The following is a 25953-nucleotide window of genomic DNA, read 5'->3' as shown; positions in this document are numbered from 1 at the left end:
TGTTATCAACAAGCATTTAATCTAAATCTGCAGATTTAACTGGGTTGCTCAAATGTGGTTTCCCAAATTGCTTTTACATTCTTTTGATGCTCTGAATATTGGCTTTTATCAACCAGGTTATCTTTTTCTAATAGGGTTAATCGATGTGAGCGGTTACGATAATCAAGGTAAGCTTCTGTTAATCGCGTTTTATCATCAGCACTAATGTAATTGGCTGAGCATAACTGTTGCAGTAATCTAACGTTATCTGACCAATCTACCATTTTAGGACAATGTTGGGCATTCTTGAGTACCCAAAACTGCACTAAAAACTCTATGTCAGCCATTGCTCCGGCATCTTGTTTTACGTCCAGCCAGTTTTCGTTGCCCTTGTTTAAATGCTCTCGCATTTTGTGTCGCATGCTAGTCACATCTTGTTGCAGAGTTTCTATATCTCGAGGTTTGCATAAAACGTCCCGTCTGATTGCTTCAATATGCTGGGTGAGCTCTGGACTGCCAATCACGACTCTTGCGCGAACTAATGCTTGATGCTCCCAGGTCCACGCTTCTTGCAATTGATACTGTTCAAACCCATTTACGTGGCATACTAACAAACCTGCATTACCGGAAGGGCGCAAGCGCATATCTATTTCATACAATTGGCCTGATGGGGTCTTGGTCATAAACAAATGCATAATGCGTTGGGCTAGTTTGGTATAAAACTGGTTAGCTTCGATTGATTTTTTGCCATTAGTGGTAATTTGTGAATCACATTGGTGGACAAATACTAAATCTAAATCTGACCCATAACCTAGCTCTATTCCGCCTAACTTGCCGTATCCGATGACGGCAAACTTTTTATTTTGGTCCGAACTCCCGTCAGGAATGCCGTACTTTTGTTTCATTTGCTCCCACGCCATATTCACCACTTCATTGATAATTGCCTCAGCCAAAAAGGTAAGGTGATCACTGACCTTCATTATTGGCAATACACCAGTGACATCTGCTGCTGCAATTTTTAGCTGCTGAATTTGTTTGAATTGACGAAGGGTTTCCATCTGTAGCTCTAGATCATCGGGTTCCACTCGCAACAATGATTGGCGCAATTCATCTGGGTACTCTTTTAGCTCTGTGGGATGATAAAGCAGCACAGGGTTAAGTAATTCATCTAATAGAATTGGGTATTTGGCTATTTGCTCCGCTATCCATGGGCTAGCATGACACAATCTCACTAGTTGTTGTTGCGCACCTTGATTCTCTACGAGTAACTGTAGATAGGTTGTTCGTCTTAACACGGTCAACAGAATGTGGGCAATTCTATCTAGTAAAACGGATAGTTCGCTACCATCTAAATTGCTCTCATCTAAACAGATAATACTTGCTAATAATTGCGGCACTAATGTGTTCAGCGCAACGATTGCCTTAGGCGAGGGGTGTTTTTTCTCTACCGAACTTTTCAATTCTAGGATGTGATGAGCAAGTGATTCTGATGTCTCTTTCGACGCCACTTGAGTAAATAAATCGGAAATTTCTTGTGGTGTTAAATCCAACTTCCAAGCATCTACAAACGCACTCGTTTGTGTCATATCTTGTGCTTCATTTTCATTAGAATTGTCGCCAATTAGCATTTGAAATTGTTGATTAATCCAACTGCTATGCTCATTCAACTGTTGCTGCAATTGGCAATAATCGTCACAATTCATTACCGCACTTAAGCGCGCTTGATCTAACGGCGTATCTGGCAGTACTTGGGTTTGTTTATCAGCAAATTGCTGCAAACAATGCTCTACTTTACGTAAAAACAAGTAGCTTTTCTTCAACTGCAAATACTCTTCTTCAGGCAGCAGATCTAGCTCAGTTAATTGGGCAAGAGTGTATAGGATGCTAGGAAATTGCAATCGTGGTTCCCGGCCGCCTTTTATGAGTTGGAAACTTTGGGCAATAAACTCTACTTCACGGATCCCGCCTGAACCTAGTTTAATATTATTGGTTAAACCTCGACGTCTGACTTCTTGATTGATCAAGGATTTCATTTCTCTGAGGGAATCGATGGCGCTGTAGTCTAGGTAACGTCGGTAAATAAATGGTTTGAGTATGTTATGTAGTTCCTCAGCGTATTCAGATTGATCATTTAGGATACGCGCTTTGACCATGGCATAGCGTTCCCATTCTCGGCCCTGCTCTTGATAATAATCTTCAAACGCGGCCATGTGCATAACCAGTGGACCACTTTCACCCAACGGGCGTAATCGCATATCCACACGAAATACCTGTCCTTGCTGGTTGGTATGATGAAGGGCGTGAATAATGCGTTGTGCTAGACGATTAAAAAACTGTTGGTGCTCTAAGGTTTTTTTACCGTTCTCAATTTCCCCTTTGCTTGGATAGCAAAAAATCAGATCGATATCGGACGAAAAGTTGAGTTCTTTGCCACCAAGTTTACCCATCCCCAGTATTAATAGAGGTTGGGGGCCGAACTCACCCATTGGCGTGCCATAACGGGCGCAAAAATGCTCGTACAACCAAAAATACGTGCCCTTTATGAGGACATCCGCTAATTCAGAGGTTACCGTCAAAGAGTGTTCTATAGATTGCAGGTTTAATAAATCCAGCGCTGCGATTGCCACCATGTGCTGTTTGCGAAATATACGTAAACAATCCAGTAACTCGGCCTCAGTTGACACCTTTTCAAGTTGAGTCGTTAATTCTTTCTGGTAATCAATATTTTGTCTTGGATTCGTTAGGGTTTCGATCAACGGGGGAAGTTTTAACGGATCAGATAACACGGTGTCTCGGATGAAGTCACTTAAACCAAGGAGTCGTTTTATTTGTGTTTGAATGGGTTCCGGCTGTTCCTCGATAGACGATATTTCGCATAATTGCTGCCAATATTTATCGGCGGTGCTAGTGAGTAATGGGAAAGATGTATTCATAATGATTGCAGCCAATTTTGAGTCGTCTTGATAATTCTTAATTGCCAATGCTATATCATGTGTCGGTACAATCAATAGGTTAAGTTAATTCGTTGCTAATTCTGAACTTTTAATTTGTTTTTGACGTTTAACTGTTAATATTGCTTTTCGACACCCTGCAGTTTGGAATAATTGTTTATGCAAGATTTGGTTAATTTGGTGCCATTATTACCTGAAACTTGGTTTTATCTTGGAATTGATATTTGCATTGCCATTTGTCTGTTATATGCCTTGAGGCTGATGTCTGGGAAAATGGCTTCAGTGAGCACAACAGAGGAGCTCGGCTCTCAGGATAATATTGCATTTGGGATCAGTGTTGCTGGACGAATGTTAGCACTGTGTCTTGTATTATCAGCCGCGGCAGCCAGTTCTGATACCAATGGTTTTGAAGAAGCAGCAATGAGTATGTTGTTGTACGGCTTAGTTGGTATTTTATTGATTAAAATTGGCCGCATTTTAAACGACAAAATTATCCTTAATCGTATTAACAAAGAAGCGATGATTAAAGATCGCAATACCAGTGTTGCCATTGTCGATGCTGCGAGTTCGGTGTCTACCGCTTTGATAGTCAGCAACGTTATGTTGTGGGTAATTGGTACTGATCTAAATGCATTGTTCGCCGTTATATCGGGGTTTATCGTTACCCAAGCCATATTATTGTTGCGCACGCGGATCTATGAACGACGCTTTTTAGCTCTAAGCCAAAGCAATACTTTTCAACAAACCATTGCGAAAGGCCAATTGGCTGTTGCGGTTCAACATTCCGGTAATTTACTCGCCACAGCAATAGTGGTGTCTGCAAGTAGCAGCCTATTAATTTACACCCCGCAAGGTTACGTTAGCAATTTGACTGGTTGGCTAATTGTGGGCATGGGCTTAACCCTGATGTTGTTGGTTTTAGTTATTGTGGCTAAAAAAATCATATTAGCCGGATTAAACCTAGCGCAAGAAGTCGAACAGCAACACAATGTGGGTGTAGCCAGTATTGAAATGGTGCTTAGTGTTGGTCTGGCGTTGATCGTTAGCGGATTATTTACTTAAATAATTCGTCTTTAGGTTAGTTTTCTGACGAGGCGTTTTTTGAGATCCTCTCTTCTACTGTAGATTGCAGATTCTGAAGCTGGATTGGTGACACTTTGATTGGATTAGAGGGAAGATTTACCTCGCCGTTGATGATTTTCAATTTAGCCGTCTTGCTTTGTTTTTTGAACCAGTATTCGGTTTTTAAAGCATTAGAATGCCCCTCCATTTGGGCTGCAAATTTGAGTTTTAAAGGGCCTTTTCCCCTTAGCGCTTTCGCACAACGCTTTGAGTTGCTCGCATGTTCATGGAAGCGCCGAGCTAAATCAGTGCAAATTCCACAATAGGTCATTCCTAAACGGTTTTCGACCACGTAAATAAACCATTTTGTATCAGCCATGCAATCCTTATTTATTTTTTCAGTGTACAAGTGTACGCTCAATGGGTAGACTTAACTCCCCAAAAGTTTTTGTGTGGAAATTAATGTGAAACCCGTTCCACTATTCAATACATCCCATCAGGCTTATTCTGTGAAAGAAGAAGTGATGAATGTCGTGAGTCACGGTATTGGCTTAATTTTCGCTATAGTTGGCTTAGTATATCTTGTCTTGAGAAGCGACACAGCAACATCTGTCACCGCATCTGCGGTTTATGGCGCAAGTTTAACCATTATGTTTTTGTCTTCCACAATTTATCACTGGGTAAGGGGAAGCCAAGCTAAACAATTTTTCAAACTGTTAGACCATAGTGCAATTTATTTATTGATAGCGGGTACTTACACGCCTATTTTGGCTATTAGTATTGGCGGATGGATAGGCTGGATATCCACAGGGGTTATCTGGTCAATTGCAATTTTTGGGGTGGTGTTTAAGTGTTTTGTACGCCACCGTTTTCCTAAAGTGTCGGTGATTACCTATTTGGTGATGGGCTGGTTATCGATTATTTTAATTTACCCTTTATACCAAAACCTAGCCACTTACGGTCTACTGTTACTTTTGTCGGGAGGGCTGTTTTTTAGTATTGGCGTGATTTTTTATGTTAAAAAACATTTAGCATTTACCCATGCGATTTGGCATCTTTTTGTTATTGCTGGCTGCGCATGCCATTATTTCGCGATTTACTATTTTGTTATTTAGAGTAAAGCAATTCCCTGCAACTTCAGTATAATTCAGGTAATTCATTTTAAGTACGGAATAGGTTTATGCTGTTACCTGATTTTTCACAATGTCGCATCTTAGTCGTGGGCGATGTTATGCTTGACCGATATTGGAATGGTCCTACAGGCCGCATTTCTCCAGAAGCACCAGTGCCAGTCGTGGCAATTCGTGATATCGAAGATAGACCTGGAGGGGCGGCAAATGTCGCGATGAATGTGGCCGCCTTGGGCGCTAAAGTGACATTATTGGGCATGACAGGGCAGGATGAGTCTGCACAAATTCTACAGCGCAGCCTAAACTCATTAGGGGTTTTGTGTGATTTCTGTCAAATATCTGAATTTGATACCATCACTAAACTTAGGGTGTTAAGTCGTAATCAACAATTAATTCGCTTAGATTTTGAAAAAAGTTTTGCGCAAGTAGATAAAACATCATTGCAAGAGCGTTTTACACAACACCTTGAGAATGCCGATTTGGTTATATTATCCGATTATGCGAAAGGTGCATTGAGTGAGGTAAAAACCTTAATCGCCCTGGCTAAACAGCATAACGTTCCCGTGGTTGTCGATCCTAAAGGTGAAGATTTCGAAAAGTATTCTGGCGCTACTTTGCTGACACCCAACATGGGGGAGTTCGAAGCTATAGTGGGGCAGTGCGATGATGAAAGTATACTGGTGGAGAAGGCTCAGAAGCTGATCTCCAACTTGAATTTGGATGCATTTTTACTGACACGCTCGGAAAATGGCATGACGCTGCTGCAGTCTGATCAGGATGAAACCCATTTCCCCGCCAAAGCAAAAGAAGTGTATGACGTCACAGGGGCTGGCGACACCGTTATTTCCACTTTGTCTGTGGCCATTGCTGCTGGTTGCAGTTTTTCCGAGGCAAGTTTCCTTGCTAATACCGCCGCTAGCATCGTAGTTGGTAAGCTAGGAACTTCAACCGTAAGCAGTTCAGAGTTGCGACAAGCTGTGGAGAAGGTAGAGCATTATGGCCGCGGTGTTATGACTCAACAACAGCTGTCTATTGCCGTTCAAAGCGCAAAGCGCAGTGGTGACAAAATCGTCATGACCAATGGTTGTTTTGATATTCTCCATGCAGGTCACGTTTCCTATTTAGAAAATGCTGCACAACTCGGTGATAAGTTAATAGTGGCGGTTAATTCCGATAATTCCGTTCGCGAATTGAAAGGCCCTGGTAGACCTGTGAACAATGTTAATCGGCGCATGTCAGTTCTAGCTGGCTTAGCGTCGGTTTATTGGGTAGTGGAATTTAATGAAGATACCCCTGAGCGATTGATCAGCGAGTTATTACCCGATGTGCTAGTCAAAGGAGGGGACTATAAAGTTTCTGAAATTGCTGGTGGCAAGCAAGTCATTGCAAATGGTGGGGAAGTGAAAGTGCTTAATTTTGAAGATGGTGTTTCCACCACTAGTATTATAAACACCATTGTACAATCCACGGATACTTAGTTAAGTATCCGTAAATTGGGAGTGTTTAATCTAGGTTTGAAATAACCCTCGTTAATTTATTTGGCTTGGAATAAATGCACATCCCTTTGTGGGAAAGGAATTGTGATATCGTTCTCATCAAATGCGTATTTCACTTTTTCATGCAATCCAAAATGTACAGGCCAATAGTCTTCACTTTTAACCCAACAACGGGTCAATATATTGATAGAGCTATCGGCATGTGCAGATACATAAATTTCCATTTCTGGATCAGTTAAAATACGTTCATCCGCGCTTATTACCTCTTTTAGTATCTGTTTTACTTTGCCAATATCATCATCGTAACTGATCCCAAAAGTGACATCTACACGACGAGTTTCTTCACAAAATAAGTTAGTTACACAACCGTTAGACAGCAATGAATTAGGGATAACTACTCTTCTATTGTCCAACGTCAGCACAATAGTATTAAAAATCTGTATCTCTTTGACGGTCCCCAAAAAACCCTGAGCTTCAATCACATCTCCAGATTTAAACGGTTTAAACAATAAGATCAGCACCCCGCCAGCAAAATTGGCTAAACTGCCTTGTAGTGCTAGACCTATGGCTAATCCAGCTGCACCGAGCATGGCGATTAATGATGCTGTCTCTACCCCTATCATTGATGCAAATACGATTATTAACATTAATTTAAGCGTGACACTTATTATACTATGTAAAAACTTATTTAATGTTTCATCAACTTTAGCGCCAGCTAGTGCTTTATCTATTCCTTTTAAAATGATGCCAATGACCCAAAAACCGACAACTAAAACCACCAAGGCTAATAACAGCTTTGGTCCGTAGGTCATCGATAACTCTATTCCTGTCTCAGTGATCATATCGATCGTATCTGAGCCATTTTGTATAGTTTCGTCCATTTTCTGTACCGTTTCGTGTTTTATTGAAACAAAAGTATTGCAAAGTTTAGACAAAAAAGCATAAATTTTATTCTATGGATTGTAATATTAAAGTCTTCAAAGACTAAACGTTGTCATTTTGTATAAAAAATTTGCGACTTGCAGCGCTCCCCGCTAAGCTACGCAACTCAAAAAATAATCAGTTTCTCAGGTGATTTTGCTCTATGTATGAAAATTATTATGGACTCACGTCGAAGCCTTTCCAACTGACACCTGATCCTAGCTTCTTTTTCGCCAGTAAATGGCACAAAAGAGCTATGTCTTATCTTCAGTATGGTTTGTCTCAGGCAGAAGGATTTATTGTCATTACAGGGGATATTGGTACTGGTAAAACAACCATAGCCAATAGCCTTCTCGATAACATCGAAGATGATATAGTTGCCGCGCAAATTGTTACGCCAAAGCTGTCACCAGATGAATTGGTCAAAATGGTTGCTAGTAAATTTGAAGTTGGCACCCTTAACAAAACCAAAGCCGATATTCTTAAAGACTTGGAAAAATACCTGTTTGATTTACATAAGTCAGGTAAACGGGCGTTATTAATTGTAGATGAGGCGCAGAATTTACCCTTAGAAACCATTGAAGAATTGCGCATGCTATCCAATTTTCAACAACAGGGAAAACCTCTTCTGCAAAGCTTTTTATTAGGTCAAGAAGAGTTACAGCCAATATTAAGGGCGCCTAATATGGAGCAGTTTCGACAGCGTATTGTGGCGTCGTGTCACCTAGCGCCGTTAAACGAACCTGAGTGCCGAGAGTACATCGAGTACCGATTGAAACATGCAGGGTTAGAAAACAACGAGTTGTTTGCCGATGGTGCATTTGACAAGATATTCAAGTTCACCAATGGTGTTCCTCGCAGAATTAACACCCTAATGGATAGAATTCTACTGTATGGATTTTTAGAAGAATTAACCCTGTTAGATGAAACCGCAGTAGACACAGTTACAGCCGAAGTGGCAGATGAAATGTTTCGCCCAGAGGAAGGCACGGGAGCCACACAGCCCCCATTACCCGCAGCCGGGCAACCTCAACCTAAGGTTAACGTTAGTGAAGCCCAGACCGATGGCGGGGCTGAGGTGATGTCAGAATTGACACCTGATGGCAGAGTCAAAGATGTGCAATATTACAAAACCATGCTAAATGAGTTGACTGATGCGTTAGACGACGCCATCAGCCACAAAATAAAGTTGACTCGATATATAGATAATTTATTAAAGAAAAAATACAAAACCTATGTTCGCTTAAAATCTGATGATTAAAAACTAGACCTTGATTTGTTACTAATTTATTGAATTAATTAGTGATTTAGGTAAAAATACTGCAACATTGTAAAAAATATCAGAACAATTGGTTGAAAATTGAACTAATTGTGTGTATAGATATCTAACCGATGAAGAGTATATATTTTACCTATATTCAAGGGGGCGTTATGCGACCGTTAAAAAGTTCGGGTAGCAGCGGAGCTAGATTTCACGAACAATTTAGAAATAGAAGAAAGGCTTATTTTCATGGGAAATATAATAAAGAAATATTTACCCTGATCATTGCTATATCTATTTTAAGCTGGATTTTAAATAGTGCGAAGGTTATTTAAAGCCTGTCAATATTGAAAGTGTGAGTTAACTCAACACTATATGGTTGACCGTTTTTTATACTAATCAATGTTCACTGTTCAATGTTCACTGTTCAAAGGTTATTCGCTTCAGGCATAAAAGCTACTGCTTAAAATTAGCTCCTACCTTAGGTAACACTCTAACTATAGGGGGTTGACTTACTTCCCGTTTCCTCTTCAAAAACGCACTAATTCAAACGAGTTTGATTACCTTATTAAAATAATGTGTAAACCAGTTCTAAGGATAGGCGATTAGAATCATAATCTCTGTTTTCTACAGGGGAGGCGCGAGTGGTGTGCTGGAAGCCTACCGTTGCGTTAAGGTCACGATTTAACTTTCTTGTATAATTTACTGTGACTGTATACACATCATCATTATCAGCACTTAATCTATCATCATCTACAGTATTATCATAAGTCGTGTATATTATTGAGCCACTGAGCGTCGTTTTTCGATTCATTTGTAGACTTGAGTCTAGGGAAATTGTTTGTGTTTTTTGTTCTCTCGAGCCATCAATATATTCAGTATTTGTACTTCTGTAAGTTAAACTACTCTGAACTTTTCGATAGCTGTATCCAATATTTGTAGATAGACTTTTTCTGATGATGTCTGATTCTGTAATGTCTGGAATAATGAAATTAAAGTTAGAAAATTCTTCACCAGGTTGAAGGACGTAATCTATAGTTGCAGGTTGGAAACATTCAGTAATTTGTGAAGCCCCAATCGGACATACAAAAGAGCCCGTTACGGTATCTCCTGCGATCAAGCGAGTGTAGTTAGTTATATTTTCTTCGTAAGTAACTTGTGTTTGAAATTTTCTTATTTTATGAGTGAGGTTTAAGTTTCCACTTTCACCATAAAAACGTCTCCCGTATTCCCCATCTAACGATGTGCGAGACGTAAAACGCCAATTAAATTTTAAACCCAAAAAATTCTCGGATTCATCTTCGTTTTCAGTAGAACGATTGTAAGTTAGGTCTATAAAACGTTGGGATGATTGATACCACGAAAGTCCAGCACCGTAGCTACTATAGTTAAAATTACTACTAACGTCAGACCCGTCGCTTTCACTACTTAACTCATTTTTTTCGTGTTGCCCAGTAAAAACTAGACTAAATTCATTAATCAAACCAATGCGAAAGTCACCGCTGTATAATTCTGATCTAGAGTCATTGAAGCCAGAGCCTAGGGTTTCATTATAGGTACCAGATAAATTCCAGTTTACGCGTTTAACCTCATCACCAGAATATATTTGCGACGTTATTGATGTATTGCTCGTGTCTAAATCACTATCTAAAAAAACCTGTCGATCACTTTTAACCTTAGAGTAATTACCCTCTAAGCCCATTCGTACCCAGTCTCCTTGCGACAAGCTAAAATTAAAGCCTGCAGAATTGCTTTGTGTCTTTGAAAGTTCCTGACTTCCATACAGCTCATCATTTACTAACGCGTTCCCTGCAATGGTGTTTCGGTAAGACTGGGAACCTCTTGCGGTAAACGACAGCACATTATCTATTGCTGTGAGTCTGCCGTTATAGTTAAAGCTAGTGAAATTGTAGTTTTGATCGAGGTTTAAATCGGTCGATGCACTGCTTGCATTGTTGCTGACCTGTAAATACCGAACCGTTGCCGCCCCTTGTATTTTGTTGGCTTCATACGTTGCCCCCAAAGAAGGTTCAAAGGTGAATATGTCAGAATCCCGCTTGCTAAATGCTTCGGAGTTAGATGAGTGCCTCACGTAAGAAGTTGTGACGTCAGAATTAAATTTTAGTTCGGCATTAGCTAATGACGAAAGTATCAACGTCCCAGAGGCAAAAACATAAACTAGTCTCAAAATTCTTCCCTACTACTTTTTATCGTCACTACCATAGTAATAACCGTAATACCCAGCGCTATCGCTATTATTCTGCTTAGATTTGTTCAGTACAAACCCTTTAGCCATGTCTGGATTAAGGTGCTCAACGGCTTGAGATAATCTATTCAACGAAGTTTTGCCTTCTTGAACTACCACCACAGCTTGACCTGCCAGATTAGCCAAAATAGCGGTCTCATTAATGCCTAACAGAGGAGGGCTATCGATAATAACTACCCTATCTGGATAACGATTCGCAAATTCGCTCACAGACTCCAGCATTTTCTCACTGGCTAATAGTTCGGTGGACAAATGGTGAGATTTACCCGCCGGGATAATCCTCAACGTATCTAGACTGGTGTGGTGGATCACATCGGCCAAATCATCCACTTCCCCTAATAAATATTCCATCAAGCCACTTTCGAACGGTTGATCAATGGTTTTCATAACGCTTGGTCTAAGCACATCTGCATCAACCAATAACACCGTCTTATCTTGCTCTAAGGCGATACTCAAGGCTAAATTAATAGCTGTGAATGTTTTCCCTTCATTAGGGTTAGGGCTAGTGACCATCACAATATTGGCGTTGGTCAATGTTTTAGACAAAGGGCCGAACGCATTGCTAAGCACTTTTCGTTTAATGGCTCGATATTCTTCATTAATAGTATTTCTACCCATATTTGAGACAAAACCGTCTTTTTGAATATGAGTTAAAGGAATAAATTTTTCTTTAGAAGTCTCGTACGACAAAGTGCCCGTTTCTTCTGTAGAAATGACAGGTTCTTGCTTTACATTTGATTGACTCTGAGTGGCACTAGATTCCGTTACTGAACTTTGTATTTGAGCATCTACGCTGCTACCACTAACTGGACTATTGCTCTGGTCAACCTGTTCTTGTTTTGTACCTGCCGCTATTTCTTGGGCTTTTTCCTGGGCGGCTTCCAAAGTCGATTTCTCTGAGTTTTCAGCCTTCAATTGTTTATTCTTTTGCAATGCCTTTTCTATAGTACTCATATTAAATTCCCCAAAAGATAAATAGGCAATCTTCCGTAGACAATATCGGCATAGACTAAACCAATGAAAATCAAAAATAGTGCGAGGCTAGATGCGCTGAATACCAACATTCTTCGCCTATCCACTTTCGCGATAGCTTTTGCATCAATATGAGATACTTTACCAAAAACAGGTATACCAAAATTGCTGACCAATTGACTTGGACTTAATACAACGGGGTTAATTTGACTCACTAAAAATGCAATACCCAGGCCTGTACCAAAACCTACAAATAAAATCATCGAATAAAACAACACCCGATTAGGGCCAGAAGGCTTAGTTGGCAATGTGGGAGGATCGATTACCCTAAATTGCACATCATCTGAGGTGGCCTCTGCTTTACGAGACAATTCAGCTTGTTCGCGTCTGCTGATTAGCTCTAGGTACTTTTCTTTGGTTATCTGATAATCACGGTTCAACCCTTGGGCTTCCGCTTCAATTTGCGGAACCAAATCAACAATTTTTTCTAACTCAACGATTTTCGCCCGTATGTTGTCCGCTCGTACATTCAGTTGTGATAACTGTCCTTCATATTGGGCAACAGACAGTTTTAATTCTTGATAAACCGGGTTTTGATTAATATTACCAAATTGGCTATAAGAACCCGTTTCTTCAGCTACATCGCTCAAACTTTTAATGTGAGCTTCTCGCTCATCATATAAGTTCTCGAGTAGGTTTTTGGTTTTGATAACTTCAGGGTGAATCTCTGTATATTGGATCAGTAAGTCATCGATATTACTTTCGAGTGCGGCAATACGGTCGTCATACTTTGTAGCAATTGAAGGCGCGACGCGTGAATCGGGAGCGGCCAAACCGAATACAGGTGCCTCGCCAACCATTTGCGCTTTTGCCGCTTCTAGTTGGGAGTTTAATTCGAGAATTCGCAACTCTGTGGATTGCAATTCACTTATTTGACGCTGCAACTGACTGTAATAATCACGACTTGAGCCCGGAGCTCGGTCAATACGACTCACCTTGAAAGCCGCCAATCGTTGTTCGGCTTCTTCCAGGCGTTGTTCATATTCTTCAATTTGTCGATTGATAAATTCTTCAGCGGAATCGCTACTTTGGCGGTTATTACCCAAAGAGTTTTCAACAAATTCATTGAGGGTGATTTGCACGATTTTCTGAGCTAATTCAGGAGATTGGGAATTATACCTAATATTATAAATATTCTGTTCAGCAGTACTATTAAGCTTAATATCCCTGCGCATATTATTTATCAAGTCATCCATTTCAGCTTGCGTGGTCACGGTGATATCTAAATCCGCTTCCCTCGCAATTTTTTCTAAATTAGGACGACTTAACAAGGTTCGAGCCACAAGATTAACTTGCTCACTAGGGTTATTATAGACCGCTAAGCCTCTCAAAAGAGGACGTAACAGGCTACTAGTATCAACAAATAAACGTGCAGATGATGCATATTGATCGGGTAAATTAGCTACATATGCCCAACCGAGAGGGCAAATTAACCAAGTAGATATAATAATATAGCGTTTCTTTATCCATACACCTTTTACATAGGTTTGGATTTGATCTATCGCTTCCTGAATTCCTAACATAGATATGTCTTCTTAACCTTTAAATTATTAATTATTGCTAAGTGTAAAAGCCTAAAACCAAGCTTCTGGAATAATTAATATGTCACCGGGAAGTATGTCTACATTATCTGAAATATTCCCTTCTTTGACCAGTGAATCCAATTTCACTGAAAATTCCTTTTGCTCACCATTAACGACTCTAATTAATTTTGCACCGTCGCCATCAGCAAACTCAGTTAAACCACCAACTTGAATCATTAAATCTAATAATGTCATGTCTTCTGAATAACTAATCGCTCTAGGTGATGAAGCTTCACCTACCACTCGAACTTGTTCGCTAAAGGGGCCATTAAACCCGCTGACGCTAACTGTGACAATAGGATCGCGAATATATTTACCCAACTCTTGTTCCAAGTCTCGAGCCAGGGCGGTAGGGGTTTTACCAGAAACTGGGATATCTTCTACCAACGAGGTGGTAATCATACCATCTGGACGCACTAAAAATGATCCGGATACATCGGGGTTGCGCCATACAAAAATCGAAAGGTTATCACCTGGACCAATCAAATAGCTATAGTCATCGATATTAGTGGTTAAAGATGCTCTTGTTGTTGCCTGAGGCAACGAACTGCCTGAGCTAGTACATGCATTTATTGCCGTAAATGCAGCTGCTGCAATCAGTAACTGAGCTATTCTACTTGCTTTCATATTATGTCTTTCCTATCCAAACAGAAACAAATGTAGCAAATCAGCCATTTACCCGAGCGTTTTAATCTCTATAATAGCTGACCAGAAAAGTTAGTCTATCTCAAATAATTCGTTTAGCATATGATAAATTTATCAAATAAATCCATAGGTAAGAGCTAATGGCAGCGACCAACAAACAAAATAAAAGGTCCAATGCTCTTGTTATAGCAGAAGCAGTGATCGTTTCGTACTCAGCTTACTTAGCAAACTTTCTAGTAGTGAGTATTCTAGATGTGGAGTCACCAAGCTTTTTAAAGCTTGCCGCAAATATATCTTTGATGACATTTTTAGTCTTAGTTTCCTCACTTTCTGTGGGATTATACGAAGCTAAACTAAGAGAAACATTCCGCGGAATTATAAGACGCATTTTTGTCAGCCTAGCGTTAACCTATTTTGTCGTCGAGGTCATTACCAGTACCTTCATGGAAGAACTGAGGATGCATCCTTATTTTTTGCCGGTTGCTTCAGGCGTGGTGATTCTGTCTCTGGTGACATTCCGCTATTTTACCAATCGTTTAGGACTACTGGGACTCGGGCGTACTCGAATTGTCGTCATTGGGGCGGGGGAAAGAGCCTCTATTATTGAAAAGCGCATGCGCCGAGATGTGGATAGGTTAGGTTTTGAATTATTGGGCTTCATCCCTATCCCGGGAGACAATCGAGAAGACGGTATTCGTAATGAGCGCCTTGTACATGTGAAAATTGACGACAATTTCCGTAATTACGTTATTGATAATGAAATTGACGAAATTATTATTGCCTGCGACCAGCGAAGAGGTACCTTACCGATCGAAGTTTTATTTGATTGCAGGTTACGCGGTGTTGAGATTACCGATTTGCTTGATTTCATGGAACGGGAAACGGGCCAAATTGTGGTGAACTTGATGTATCCGAGTTGGGTGGTATATTCGAATGGATTTAATTCGCAAAACTATTTAAGAGATATTCTTGAATATGGTATCAATGCCTTTGTGGCGATTTTTGTGATGCTGTTTACCTGGCCTTTCATGTTGCTAACCGCCGTCATTATTTATCTGGATGATGGTCGACGTACAGGAACTTCAGTTTTTTATAAGCAAGAACGGGTAGGGCTAAACGGTAAGCTATTTAAAATTATCAAGTTTCGTAGTATGCGCCCAGATGCCGAAAAAGATGGTGCGAAGTGGGCTTCGGCAAATGATAACCGCGTTACCCGCATAGGGGCTTTTATACGTAAGTATCGTATTGATGAATTACCTCAGTTAATTAATGTGCTAAAAGGTGAAATGGCTTTTATTGGTCCGCGTCCGGAAAGGCCTCAATTTGTTGAGCAATTAATTAGAGAAATTCCATATTACAATCAGCGCCATAACGTCAAACCCGGATTAGCTGGTTGGGCTCAACTCAATTACCCTTATGGCGCGAGTGTGGAAGATTCAATGGAAAAGTTGAAATTTGATCTTTATTACGTAAAACATCAAAGTTTATTGTTAGATATGCTTATTTTTATTCGAACAGTCGAAGTGGTGCTGTTTGGAAAGGGACGATGAAGTGGCGAAAAATACGGCTCTAAATGCAATGACAGTTGATGTTGAAGATTTTTTTCACGTCTCTGCGTTCGACTCAATTATCAAGCCTGAAGATTGGGATCAGTACAAACCCCGTGTTGACGCTAACACCCGAAGGTTGCTCGATGTTTTTGCCAAAGCGAATGTGAAATCGACATTTTTTGTACTCGGTTGGGTGGCTGAACTTTATCCTCAATTGATTAAAGATATTCATGCCCAAGGTCATGAAATTGCCAGTCATGGATATGCTCATAGGCGGGCTTACCAGCAAACACGTGAAGAACTGACCGCAGATATTATTCGCTCAAAAAATCATTTAGAAGATCTTATTGGTGAAGATGTCATTGGTTATCGAGCACCGAGCTTTTCAATCGGTTATGACAATGAGTGGGCGTTTGAAGTCTTGGCGGAGCTTAAATTTAAGTATAGTTCGAGTACCTATCCGGTCAAACACGATTTGTACGGCACGCCAGACTGGCCAAGGTTTGCCTACCAACGTCCTGAAAATATCATTGAAATTCCTATTCCGACATTGAAATTAATGGGAAAACAAGTTCCTATTGGTGGCGGTGGTTACTTTCGTTTATATCCTTATAAGATGACTCGAATGCTAGTCAATCGTTATTTGAATCAGGAAAAGCAACCTTATTCTTTCTATTTTCACCCGTGGGAGATTGACGGTGAGCAACCTAGGTTAACCAATGCACCATTAAAGTCTCGATTTAGACATTATATAAATTTGGATAAAACTGAGGCAAAATTAGAGAGATTACTGGCAGACTTTAATTGGTCGACGATGAAAGATGTATATGGAGTAGCATAAGTGACGGAAAACTACCAACTCTGTAGGTTAGGTGATGACGCGCAAGAGTCGCAAAAATGGGATGATTTTGTAGATAGTATTGAAACCGGCACCTTTTTCCACTTGACCGGCTGGAAGCGGGTTATCGAATCAGTCTACGGGCATGCCTGTCATTATCTCTACGCCACAACCGATAACAAAATTGTCGGTGTGCTTCCCTTAGTTGAACAAAAAAGTTTACTCTTTGGCCATGCTCTTATTTCCACACCATTTTGTGTTTATGGTGGCGTTGCTTCTAACTCTGAAGACGCTACCTTATTTCTCGAAAACCAGGCTATTGCACTTGCGCACAAATTGGGCGTCGATTATTTAGAAATGCGTTACCCTTTTACTCGTAATAACCCTGAATTGACTGAAAAATGCGCTCATTCTTCCTTTGGATGGGAGCTTGCGGAAACACCTGAGGCCATTCTTGCGGGAATTAAAAAGAAACAGAGAGCGGTAGTCAGGCACTCGTTGAAAAACGACTTGAATTTTCGTATCGAAGAAGATACTAAAACCGCCTACGATGTTTATTCAGAAAGTGTACGAAACCTAGGTACACCGGTTTTTCCGAAGAAGTATTTTGCATCACTGAAACAAGAGTTTGGTGATAATTGCGATGTGTTAACCGTGGAAAAAGATCAAAAAGCGGTCTCGTCGGTACTAAGTTTTTATTATAAGAATCAAGTGTTACCTTTTTACGGTGGTGGTTTGTTTGATGCTAGAGCATTAAAAAGTAATGACTTTATGTATTATCAATTAATGTGCTATGCACGAGAAAACAAGGAGTGCTCGTATTTCGATTTTGGTCGAAGTAAGGATGATTCCGGTGCATTTAAATACAAACGCACCTGGGGAATGGAACCCGTTGCATTGCATTACCAATTTCATTTGGTAAAAAGCCAGGCCTTACCTAATTTAAGTCCTAATAATCCAAAATATCAGTTTTTTATTAAAATGTGGCAAAAGTTACCTGTTTGGTTGAGCCGTCGTATCGGCCCCTTTCTATCCAAATTTTTGGGATAGAAGTGAATGACTAAGCCACCACTGCTGTTTTTGTGTCACCGTATACCATTTCCGCCTAACAAGGGCGACAAGATTCGCTCGTTCAATATGCTCAAAGTCTTGAGCGAGCAATTCGATATTTATTTAGGTAGTTTTGTTGATGATCCTTATGATTGGCAGTATGCGTCTAAATTAGATAAATATTGCAAGCAAGTTTTTCTACTTGGGCAGAATAAAACCTGGGCTAAAGTAAAAGGGTTAACCGCTTTTATCACCGGCAAATCCATATCTGAACCCTATTATGCCAATTCTAAAATGCAGCGATGGGTTAACAAAACACTGGATCAACAAAATATTACGCAAGTGTTTATTTATTCCTCAGTGATGGCAATGTATACCTCTGCCCATAGCAAAAGTATTCATCAAGTTGTTGATTACGTGGACGTAGATTCTGACAAGTGGCGCCAATACGCAGAAAATAAATCAGGTATCTCCAAGTGGGTTTATCATCGTGAACATCATAAACTGCAAGCATTTGAAACCCGAGTTTGCGAGCGCTCACAATATGCTTTATTTGTTTCCGATCCTGAAGCCGATTTATTCAAACAACAACTAGCCGATACGCAATTTCACAAAGTGCAAGGGTTGTTAAATGGGGTTGATGTCGAATATTTTTCACCGGATTCAGAGATGGAACCCATCTCGTCGAATGTTGATGTTGTGTTTACCGGAGCGATGGATTATTGGGCCAATGTAGATGCTGTGATTTGGTTTGTTAACCATGTTTGGCCTAGCGTTCGAAGGCGATATCCCAAAGCCAGTTTTTATGTGGTAGGGGGCAATCCAACGGCTCAAATATTGTCGTTAAATAACACCGATGGAATTGTGGTGACTGGAAGAGTGAAAGATGTTCGACCTTTCATTCGTCTCGCTAAAGTGTCTGTAGCGCCATTGCAGATTGCCAGAGGCATTCAGAATAAAGTATTAGAAGCGTTAGCAATGGCAAAACCTGTTGTTGCAACAAATATGGCAATTGAAGGCATTGATGCAAAGAATGTGCATATCAAAGTGACTGATGATGCTGAACATTTTTGTTCGGCCGTGTGTGATTATTTGGATTCGAAAACTGAAGTACCTGAGAGTCGTCAGTGGATTATGGAAAATTTACAGTGGACTGCCACTATGGGCAAGTTACCTGCACTATTTAAGGTTTAGTTATGACATTTTGGAAAAGTAGCATCTTTAAATATTTAATCACGATATTTGTATTATGGGGCGCGGTTTTCCATGACAGTATCGCGTCAACTGTGGCCATCTGGATTCGATCTGAAACCTTCACCCATTGTTTTATTATTCTTCCCATTTGTATTTATCTGATTAAACTCAAATGGACTAAATTAAACAACGCTAGCCTTAAACCATCCTATATATCGTTGATTTTTGTTTTAGGTACAGTTTTTGTCTGGTTGTTTGGCAGTATGGCACAAGTACTGGTGATAGAGCAGCTCGCAAGTTTTGCGATGTTACCTATGATGATTTGGTGCGTCATGGGTAATCAAGTCGCGCGAATTATGCTATTTACCTCCTTCTTTTGGTTGTTTAGTGTTCCTGCAGGCGAGTTTTTGATCCCTCAGCTTCAGGAATTAACCGCAGATATTACCGTCTTTGCTATTCAATTAACCGGTATCCCTGTTTTTCGCGAAGGACTTTATATCGCTATTCCTGGTGGGTTATTTGAGGTGGCAGTCGCCTGCTCAGGTATTCGTTATTTAATCGCTTCATTTACCCTAGGTACCTTGTTTGCCTATTTAAACTATAACAATGCTAAAAAACGCATAATTTTTATCCTGTTTTCCATCTTTCTACCACTAATTGCTAATGGCATTAGAGCTTACGGTATCGTTATGATAGCCCATCTGTCAGATATGCAGTACGCCACTGGTGTTGATCATTTAATATATGGTTGGCTATTTTTTGGTTTGGTTATTCTGATTATGTTTACGGTAGGGGGGCGCTGGGCCGATCCGCTGCCAAAAGCTGAAAAGTTAGAAAATGAATTTGGGCCTAAATATCCAATTTCATCAATTATCAAACCAATTGGTGCTTTAGTGGTTATTTTGTCCCTAAGCATTACTTATAAGTCGGCTTTTGAAAACCCAGTTAGCCCTGTCAATCCTGATTTTGCCAAGGCCTTTAACTTAAAGGGAATTAACAATGACGCGACATGGTTGCCTGTTTTTCATAATCCAACCAATGTTTATCGTGGCACTAAAGGTGGGGTTGAATTTTATATCGCGTATTACAATGCCAATATTCAAGGGCAAGAACTGATTAACGGTCGTAATAAATTGTATAACATCGAAAGATGGTCAATCGTGTCAGAAGATAGAAATCCAACTTATCGAACTATGCAGATAATTGATAATTATGGGAATAAACGTTTATTAACCTATACCTATGTTTCTCCTTGGCGGGTGACACATAAACCCTTAGAGATTAAATTAGTTCAGGCAGTTCAAGCTTTGTTAGGTCAAGCGCAAAATGGCTATTTAATCATGTTATCAGTGCCTGATAATAAGAATGAGAAAGGCAAGCAAGCCTTAGAAGATATGTCAGAAGAGCTTTTTAACAGTGAATTACAATCAATACTGAGTGAGCGTAATGGTGGATGATACATATTACCGTTATAAATAAGGTTGGCAGGCAGTAAGCATTATCACGAGGGGAATGACACCGATATGGATTTCAAAAAAACGCATATCATGCATATTATTTATCGGTTTGATACCGGTGGATTAGAAAATGGCGTGGTCAATCTGATAAACCGTTTAGATTCACAACAGTATCAACATACTATTGTTACTCTGAAAGGGTACTCAGAGGTTTTTTGTCAGCGTATTGAAACTCAAAATGTACAGTTTTTTGATTTAGCCAAAAAAGATGGTAATGATATCAGTATCTTTTTTAAGCTACGCAAATTATTAAAACAGCTCGAACCCGATATTCTGCATACACGCAATACCGCGACGCTAGAAAACCAACTAGTAGGGTGGTGGTGTCGTGTGCCTTACCGTATTCATGGTGAACATGGTTGGGATGTCAACGATATGCATGGCCAAAACAAAAAATATCAGATGCTAAGACGCTTTATGAAAACCTATATTCATAAGTATGTGGCCCTATCAACTGAAGCGTTTGATTACCTAAGAGATACCATAGGGGTCTGCGTTGATGATATCAATCATATATGTAATGGCGTAGACGTGGACAAGTTTACGCCTAAGCAATCTGATCCTAGTATTCTTCCTTCCAGTTTCGTAACCGACAATATGCTGATTTTCGGCACTGTTGGTCGTTTAGCCGAAGTTAAAAATCAGACTTTCTTACTCGAAGCATTCATTGCCCTTACTATTCAGTTTCCGGAACATAAAGAGCGTCTTCGTTTGATTATCGTAGGTGCTGGTGTCTTGCTGGAAAAGATGCAAGCTAGAGTCATTGAAGCTGATTTGATATCCCAAGTTTGGTTTGCTGGAAACCGCTCCGATGTAGCGGAATTAATGAACTGCATGGATATTTTTGTGTTGCCTTCTTTAGCCGAAGGGATTTCTAACACCATACTTGAAGCTTCGGCAAGTGGCTTACCTGTCATCGCCACCGATGTTGGCGGTAACCCTGAGTTGATTGCAAACGCGTTGCAAAAATCCCATTTAGTTGAAGTAAACAATGTCACTGAACTGACTGATGCAATGAGCCAGTATGTTGTGTCGCCTGAGCTTATACAAAAAAATAGTCAGTTAGTAAGAAAGCACTGCGTGGAAAATTTTAGTATAAATACAATGGTAGAGAAATATAATGAGCTTTATCAAACCTTTAGCAATTAAGGATTAACAAATGTGCGGAATAGCCGGTATTTTTCACCTATCAGATCAATCCCGAATTGATGCGGATTTGATTGCAAAGATGAATGATCGACAAATTCATCGAGGCCCAGACGCAGGAGATTACTTTTTTGATCCCGGTGTGGCCTTAGCGCACAGACGATTGTCGATAATTGATCTAGAAGGTAGCCCACAACCCATGTTAAGCGCTGATAAGCGTGCATGTGTTGTCTTCAATGGTGAGATATATAACTTCAAAGAGTTACACAAAGAACTCTCAGCTAAAGGTTATACATTCAACACCCACGGTGATACTGAAACCATCCTCAATGCTTGGTTGGAGTGGGGTGAAGATTGTGTACATAAGTTAAGGGGAATGTTTGCTTTTGCTATTTGGGATAGGCAAAAAGAGTGTTTATTTATTGCCCGTGACCGTTTAGGAATCAAACCTTTTTTCTATAGTTTATTGCCCAGTGGCGAATTTATATTTGGCTCTGAATTAAAAGTCATTACAGCTCATCCGGCATTTAATCGTGATCTTAGGAATACCACAATCGAAGATTATTTCAGCTTAGGTTATGTACCTGAGCCGAACACCATCTATCAAAACGCATTTAAGTTATCCCCTGGTCATACTTTAATGTTACATAAAGGTGATAAAGGGATAGCCGAACCGAAAGAGTATTGGGATGTGCCACTCAACTATGAGCAGCCTATTGATCCAAAAGAAATCGATGAACAACTTATCGAACGTCTTAAGGAAGCTGTAGATATTCGCATGGTGGCTGATGTGCCTCTAGGTTCATTTTTATCCGGTGGTGTAGATTCAAGTGCGGTTGTCGCCATGATGTCACAGTTACAATCCGATCCCGTGAATACCTGCGCCATAGGATTTGATGTCAAAGAGTTCAATGAAACCGAATATGCTCAATCAGTGGCAGATCGCTATAAAACTAATCATCGAGTTGAAGTCGTTGGGCAGGATGATTTTGACCTGGTGGATCAGTTGGCACATTTATACGATGAGCCTTACGCGGATAGTTCGGCAATCCCCACTTTTAGGGTGTGCGAATTAGCCAGGAAGCATGTGACCGTTGCCTTATCTGGTGATGGTGGTGATGAGCTATTTGCTGGTTATAGTCGCTACAGAATGCACCAGGGGGAAGAAAAAATTCGTAATTTATTGCCGCTGGGAATACGCAAACCTATCTTTGGTCCACTGGGCAAGTTATATCCTAAAGCCGATTGGGCACCGAAGTTTCTGCGAGCAAAAACAACCTTTCAATCTATGGCTATGGATACCGTCGAAGGGTATCACAATACCATGAGTATTCTGCGCACAGGTGATCGAGCTAAATTATTTTCTGAAGACTATAAACAAAGCCTTAATGGCTATACGTCACTAGAGATTTTTAGAAAATACGGTGACAAAGTTAAGCATTTGGATGAAACCAAAATTGCACAATATATCGATATGAAGACCTATTTAGTTGGCGATATTTTAACTAAAGTGGATAGGGCATCTATGGCCCATTCATTGGAAGTCCGAGTGCCTATTATCGATCACAAATTTGTAGAGTGGGCGTTTAATGTTCCCACAAGTAAAAACCTTGCAAATGGCGTGGGTAAGCTCTCATTTAAAAAGGCGTTAGAACCACATCTTCCCCACGATGTTCTTTATCGCAAAAAAATGGGTTTTGCGGTGCCGTTAGCAAATTGGTTTAGAGGGCCCTTGAAAGAGCGTCTCTACGAAGGCGTCCTGTCGAAGCAAATGACAGAATCAGGTTATTTTAACAAATCTCAGTTACAACGATTGATTAATGATCATGTCTCGGGGCGACGAGATAATAGTGCGTCATTATGGACATTAATGATGTTTGAGTCGTTTTTACGTCAACAGAAGGCCCAGTAAGTTGTGAAAATAATGCATATTTTGGATCATTCTATCCCTTTGCATAGCGGTTATACGTTTCGTACTCGCTCTATCCTGAATCAGCAGCGTGCAAGGGGCTGGGAAACTTGTCATGTTACTAGTGCTAAACAAGGAATATGTGAGGCCAACATTGAAGAGGTTGATGGCCTAAAATTTTATCGCACTACGCCGCCCGATGGCATTGCCAGTAAATTACCGGTTTTGAATCAATTGTCTTTAGTTAATCCGTTAAGAGACAGGATTTTAGAAGCCATTGAAATTGAAAAACCTGATATTTTACATGCCCACTCTCCAGCACTAAACGGCTTAGCTGCTATCAAAGCGGCAAAAAAAACAGGATTGCCCCTAGTCTATGAGATCCGCGCGTTTTGGGAAGATGCGGCGGTTGACCACGGTACTTGTAAAGAAGGGGATTTACGCTATCGTTTGACCCAAAAAATGGAAACTCATGTGGTCAACAAGGCGAATGCAGTGACCACCATATGTGAAGGACTGCGACAAGATTTACTTTCAAGGGGGATTGCAGACAATAAAATCACGGTCATACCCAATGCCGTCAATATTGAACAATTTAATATTATCACTGAGCGCAATGAGTCGTTAGAAAATCAATACCAATTAAAAGACAAGGTGGTATTAGGTTTTCTGGGATCTTTCTATGGTTATGAAGGTTTAGACTTGATCGTTGCTGCTATGCCCAAAATACTTCAATCTATTCCTAATGCTGTCTTTTTATTCGTCGGTGGTGGGCCTCAAGAACAAAATTTGAAAAATCAGATTAACCAACTTGGCTTGCAAAAACATGTGATTATGCCTGGTCGTGTTCCTCATTCTGAAGTTGACAAGTATTATAGTTTGGTCGATTTACTGGTTTATCCTCGAAAGCCAATGCGCTTAACCGAATTAGTGACGCCACTTAAACCGCTAGAAGCGATGGCGCAAGGTAAATTGGTTCTGGCATCCGATGTGGGAGGGCATAAAGAGCTCATTGAAGATGGTAAAACAGGGTGGTTATTCGACAGTGGCAATATAGACCAACTTGCGAGTACCGCGGTAAACGTTTTATCGAACCGTGATTCTTGGCCTGACATGATTGAAAATGGCCGCAACTTTGTGATGCAAATTAGAAACTGGAAAAACTCAGTGGCTAATTATCAGTCTATTTACGAAAATTTACTGAGAAAATGAGCATGAAACGCCTTCGAATTGTTGTATTGAGTTCCTTGTTTCCAAACTCAGTGCGAAAGCAATCAGGCTTGTTCGTGCGTGAAAGGATGTTTCGGGTCGCAGAATTCGCAGACATTGAGGTCATCAGTCCCGTCCCTTGGTTTCCTGGGCAAGGTTTGATCCGATTATTCAAACCAAACTATCGTCCAATGCCAGCAAAAAAGGAAGTTCAGCAAGGGATCACTGTGCATTTCCCGCGTTTTTTATCTATCCCCAAATTTTTTCGAAAACTAGACGGAACAATGATGGCTAGAGCGGCTTACAAAGTTGCTAAGCAATTAGAACTGCAACAAACAATTGATATTATCGATAGTCACTTTACCTATCCTGATGGATTAGCCGCAACCAAAGTTGCCCAGCGACTCAATAAGAAGGTTACTATTACACTTCGCGGTACTGAATTGACACATAGTCAAGATCCTGAAAAGTTAAAGTTAATGTTACAGGCTTGGCAAGATGCCGATCACATGTTCTGTGTGGCAAACTCATTGAAGCAGCTTGCTGTCTCACTGGGAGCTCAAGAAGACAAATTTACTGTTGTAGGTAACGGAGTCGATACCCATAAGTTTTCTGCTTTGGAGCCGAAAAACGCGCGAAGACAAATGGGCATTGATGAAGATGCTAAAGTGCTGATTACGGTTGGTGGTTTAGTTAGACGAAAAGGTTTTCATCGAGTGATCGACTGCCTTCCTGAGTTACTGTTGAGCTATCCTAATCTGGTGTATTTAATTGTGGGGGGGGCAAGTGCAGAGGGCAATATTGAAGCTGAATTGCGTGCCCAAGTTAACAGCTTGGATTTAGAGGAGCATGTTAAGTTTTTAGGTTCTTTACCACCGAATAAACTCAGTGCACCATTGTCATCTGCTGATCTTTTTGTGCTCTCAACAGCCAATGAGGGGTGGGCAAATGTTATTCTTGAAAGTATGGCCTGCGGCACGCCGGTTATTGCAAGTGATGTGGGCGGTAATAGCGAAGTGATAAACAGTGACGATGTTGGCGAGATTGTGCCATTTGATGACCATCCGGCATTGTTTACCTCGATTAAGCAAGGCCTCAATAAAGAGTGGGATAGGCAGGCAATCGTTAACTACGCCCAACAAAATCATTGGGATACAAGGATGGCCAAGATTATGGAAATTTACAACAATTTAGTCAGCTTAAGGGAGCATTAG

21 protein-coding genes are annotated in these 25953 nt (G+C 40.4%); 14 read left to right on the top strand and 7 right to left on the bottom strand.

The window, feature by feature from the left end:
* Positions 1–35 precede the first annotated feature (35 nt).
* Positions 36–2960, bottom strand: a complete 2925-nt coding sequence (glnE, locus tag Q4574_RS01310) for a bifunctional [glutamate--ammonia ligase]-adenylyl-L-tyrosine phosphorylase/[glutamate--ammonia-ligase] adenylyltransferase (protein WP_303470586.1) — start codon at positions 2958–2960, stop codon at positions 36–38.
* A gap of 129 nt (positions 2961–3089) precedes the next feature.
* On the opposite strand from glnE, the gene Q4574_RS01305 reads away from it, so the two are divergent.
* Positions 3090–3992 (top strand): DUF350 domain-containing protein, encoded by a 903-nt coding sequence (locus Q4574_RS01305; RefSeq protein WP_303470583.1) that lies wholly within the window; start codon positions 3090–3092, stop codon positions 3990–3992.
* A gap of 16 nt (positions 3993–4008) precedes the next feature.
* Here the strand turns inward: Q4574_RS01305 and Q4574_RS01300 are convergent, their stop codons facing one another.
* Positions 4009–4371 (bottom strand): GIY-YIG nuclease family protein, encoded by a 363-nt coding sequence (locus Q4574_RS01300; RefSeq protein WP_303470581.1) that lies wholly within the window; start codon positions 4369–4371, stop codon positions 4009–4011.
* 85 nt (positions 4372–4456) lie between these two features.
* Between Q4574_RS01300 and Q4574_RS01295 the strand changes: the two genes are divergently transcribed.
* The gene (locus Q4574_RS01295) at positions 4457–5107 is read left to right on the top strand and encodes a hemolysin III family protein (protein ID WP_303470579.1); all 651 of its coding nucleotides are present in this window, start codon (positions 4457–4459) and stop codon (positions 5105–5107) included.
* A 65-nt stretch (positions 5108–5172) separates the two neighbouring features.
* Positions 5173–6600 carry a bifunctional D-glycero-beta-D-manno-heptose-7-phosphate kinase/D-glycero-beta-D-manno-heptose 1-phosphate adenylyltransferase HldE gene (hldE, locus tag Q4574_RS01290; protein WP_303470576.1) on the top strand — a complete coding sequence of 476 codons (1428 nt, stop codon included), beginning with the start codon at positions 5173–5175 and terminating at the stop codon, positions 6598–6600.
* 56 nt (positions 6601–6656) lie between these two features.
* Here the strand turns inward: hldE and Q4574_RS01285 are convergent, their stop codons facing one another.
* Complete coding sequence (locus tag Q4574_RS01285; RefSeq protein WP_303470573.1) at positions 6657–7499, bottom strand: mechanosensitive ion channel family protein; 843 nt, start codon at positions 7497–7499, stop codon at positions 6657–6659.
* Positions 7500–7702: 203 nt separating this feature from the next.
* Here Q4574_RS01285 and Q4574_RS01280 point away from each other — a divergent pair, with 203 nt between their 5' ends.
* Positions 7703–8800 carry an XrtA/PEP-CTERM system-associated ATPase gene (locus Q4574_RS01280; protein ID WP_303470570.1) on the top strand — a complete coding sequence of 366 codons (1098 nt, stop codon included), beginning with the start codon at positions 7703–7705 and terminating at the stop codon, positions 8798–8800.
* Between the two features lie 170 nt (positions 8801–8970).
* The gene (locus tag Q4574_RS01275; RefSeq protein WP_303470567.1) at positions 8971–9135 is read left to right on the top strand and encodes a hypothetical protein; all 165 of its coding nucleotides are present in this window, start codon (positions 8971–8973) and stop codon (positions 9133–9135) included.
* Between the two features lie 233 nt (positions 9136–9368).
* Here Q4574_RS01275 and Q4574_RS01270 read toward each other — a convergent pair whose 3' ends face one another.
* From Q4574_RS01270 to Q4574_RS01255, 4 genes are read right to left on the bottom strand one after another with little or no spacing between them, the layout of a single operon-like run.
* On the bottom strand, positions 9369–10988 hold the full coding sequence (locus Q4574_RS01270) for a hypothetical protein (RefSeq protein WP_303470565.1): 1620 nt from the start codon (positions 10986–10988) through the stop codon (positions 9369–9371).
* 12 nt (positions 10989–11000) lie between these two features.
* Positions 11001–12020 (bottom strand): XrtA-associated tyrosine autokinase, encoded by a 1020-nt coding sequence (locus Q4574_RS01265; protein WP_303470563.1) that lies wholly within the window; start codon positions 12018–12020, stop codon positions 11001–11003.
* Positions 12017–13621 carry an XrtA system polysaccharide chain length determinant gene (locus tag Q4574_RS01260; protein WP_303470561.1) on the bottom strand — a complete coding sequence of 535 codons (1605 nt, stop codon included), beginning with the start codon at positions 13619–13621 and terminating at the stop codon, positions 12017–12019. The genes Q4574_RS01265 and Q4574_RS01260 overlap by 4 nt, the downstream gene beginning before the upstream one ends.
* A gap of 51 nt (positions 13622–13672) precedes the next feature.
* Entirely contained in the window at positions 13673–14308 is a 636-nt protein-coding gene (locus tag Q4574_RS01255) for an XrtA/PEP-CTERM system exopolysaccharide export protein (protein WP_303470559.1), read from the bottom strand.
* A gap of 158 nt (positions 14309–14466) precedes the next feature.
* On the opposite strand from Q4574_RS01255, the gene Q4574_RS01250 reads away from it, so the two are divergent.
* The 9 genes from Q4574_RS01250 to Q4574_RS01210 all read left to right on the top strand — a co-directional run bounded on the left by Q4574_RS01250 (position 14467) and on the right by Q4574_RS01210 (position 25953).
* Positions 14467–15876 carry a TIGR03013 family XrtA/PEP-CTERM system glycosyltransferase gene (locus tag Q4574_RS01250; RefSeq protein WP_303470557.1) on the top strand — a complete coding sequence of 470 codons (1410 nt, stop codon included), beginning with the start codon at positions 14467–14469 and terminating at the stop codon, positions 15874–15876.
* Between the two features lie 28 nt (positions 15877–15904).
* Positions 15905–16717: an XrtA system polysaccharide deacetylase gene (locus Q4574_RS01245; protein ID WP_303470834.1), complete on the top strand. Its 813-nt coding sequence runs from the start codon at positions 15905–15907 to the stop codon at positions 16715–16717.
* Positions 16718–17764: a FemAB family XrtA/PEP-CTERM system-associated protein gene (locus tag Q4574_RS01240; RefSeq protein WP_303470555.1), complete on the top strand. Its 1047-nt coding sequence runs from the start codon at positions 16718–16720 to the stop codon at positions 17762–17764.
* Between the two features lie 6 nt (positions 17765–17770).
* A complete protein-coding gene (locus tag Q4574_RS01235) occupies positions 17771–18958 on the top strand; it encodes a TIGR03087 family PEP-CTERM/XrtA system glycosyltransferase (protein ID WP_303470553.1) in 1188 nt (395 codons plus the stop codon).
* Between the two features lie 2 nt (positions 18959–18960).
* Positions 18961–20415, top strand: coding sequence for an exosortase A (xrtA, locus tag Q4574_RS01230; protein WP_303470550.1), 1455 nt, complete (start codon positions 18961–18963; stop codon positions 20413–20415).
* A gap of 66 nt (positions 20416–20481) precedes the next feature.
* Entirely contained in the window at positions 20482–21624 is a 1143-nt protein-coding gene (locus Q4574_RS01225; protein ID WP_303470548.1) for a TIGR03088 family PEP-CTERM/XrtA system glycosyltransferase, read from the top strand.
* Between the two features lie 10 nt (positions 21625–21634).
* A complete protein-coding gene (locus tag Q4574_RS01220) occupies positions 21635–23533 on the top strand; it encodes an XrtA/PEP-CTERM system amidotransferase (protein ID WP_303470546.1) in 1899 nt (632 codons plus the stop codon).
* A 12-nt stretch (positions 23534–23545) separates the two neighbouring features.
* Positions 23546–24742: a TIGR04063 family PEP-CTERM/XrtA system glycosyltransferase gene (locus Q4574_RS01215; protein WP_303470832.1), complete on the top strand. Its 1197-nt coding sequence runs from the start codon at positions 23546–23548 to the stop codon at positions 24740–24742.
* A gap of 2 nt (positions 24743–24744) precedes the next feature.
* Positions 24745–25953, top strand: a complete 1209-nt coding sequence (locus Q4574_RS01210) for a glycosyltransferase (RefSeq protein WP_303470544.1) — start codon at positions 24745–24747, stop codon at positions 25951–25953.

Source organism: Aliiglaciecola sp. 3_MG-2023 (assembly GCF_030548205.1).
GTDB lineage: Bacteria > Pseudomonadota > Gammaproteobacteria > Enterobacterales > Alteromonadaceae > Aliiglaciecola.
This window is presented reverse-complemented; position numbering and strand designations above follow the sequence as displayed.

Bases quoted from the DNA above. Each gene is read 5' to 3' on its own strand.
- Q4574_RS01305 (WP_303470583.1), top strand. From the start codon at position 3,090: ATGCAAGATTTGGTTAATTTGGTGCCATTATTACCTGAAACTTGGTTT.
- Q4574_RS01300 (WP_303470581.1), bottom strand. From the start codon at position 4,371: ATGGCTGATACAAAATGGTTTATTTACGTGGTCGAAAACCGTTTAGGA.
- hldE (WP_303470576.1), top strand. From the start codon at position 5,173: ATGCTGTTACCTGATTTTTCACAATGTCGCATCTTAGTCGTGGGCGAT.
- Q4574_RS01285 (WP_303470573.1), bottom strand. From the start codon at position 7,499: ATGGACGAAACTATACAAAATGGCTCAGATACGATCGATATGATCACT.
- Q4574_RS01280 (WP_303470570.1), top strand. From the start codon at position 7,703: ATGTATGAAAATTATTATGGACTCACGTCGAAGCCTTTCCAACTGACA.
- Q4574_RS01275 (WP_303470567.1), top strand. From the start codon at position 8,971: ATGCGACCGTTAAAAAGTTCGGGTAGCAGCGGAGCTAGATTTCACGAA.
- Q4574_RS01265 (WP_303470563.1), bottom strand. From the start codon at position 12,020: ATGAGTACTATAGAAAAGGCATTGCAAAAGAATAAACAATTGAAGGCT.
- Q4574_RS01260 (WP_303470561.1), bottom strand. From the start codon at position 13,621: ATGTTAGGAATTCAGGAAGCGATAGATCAAATCCAAACCTATGTAAAA.
- Q4574_RS01255 (WP_303470559.1), bottom strand. From the start codon at position 14,308: ATGAAAGCAAGTAGAATAGCTCAGTTACTGATTGCAGCAGCTGCATTT.
- Q4574_RS01250 (WP_303470557.1), top strand. From the start codon at position 14,467: ATGGCAGCGACCAACAAACAAAATAAAAGGTCCAATGCTCTTGTTATA.
- Q4574_RS01245 (WP_303470834.1), top strand. From the start codon at position 15,905: ATGACAGTTGATGTTGAAGATTTTTTTCACGTCTCTGCGTTCGACTCA.
- Q4574_RS01235 (WP_303470553.1), top strand. From the start codon at position 17,771: ATGACTAAGCCACCACTGCTGTTTTTGTGTCACCGTATACCATTTCCG.
- xrtA (WP_303470550.1), top strand. From the start codon at position 18,961: ATGACATTTTGGAAAAGTAGCATCTTTAAATATTTAATCACGATATTT.
- Q4574_RS01225 (WP_303470548.1), top strand. From the start codon at position 20,482: ATGGATTTCAAAAAAACGCATATCATGCATATTATTTATCGGTTTGAT.
- Q4574_RS01220 (WP_303470546.1), top strand. From the start codon at position 21,635: ATGTGCGGAATAGCCGGTATTTTTCACCTATCAGATCAATCCCGAATT.
- Q4574_RS01215 (WP_303470832.1), top strand. From the start codon at position 23,546: ATGCATATTTTGGATCATTCTATCCCTTTGCATAGCGGTTATACGTTT.
- Q4574_RS01210 (WP_303470544.1), top strand. From the start codon at position 24,745: ATGAAACGCCTTCGAATTGTTGTATTGAGTTCCTTGTTTCCAAACTCA.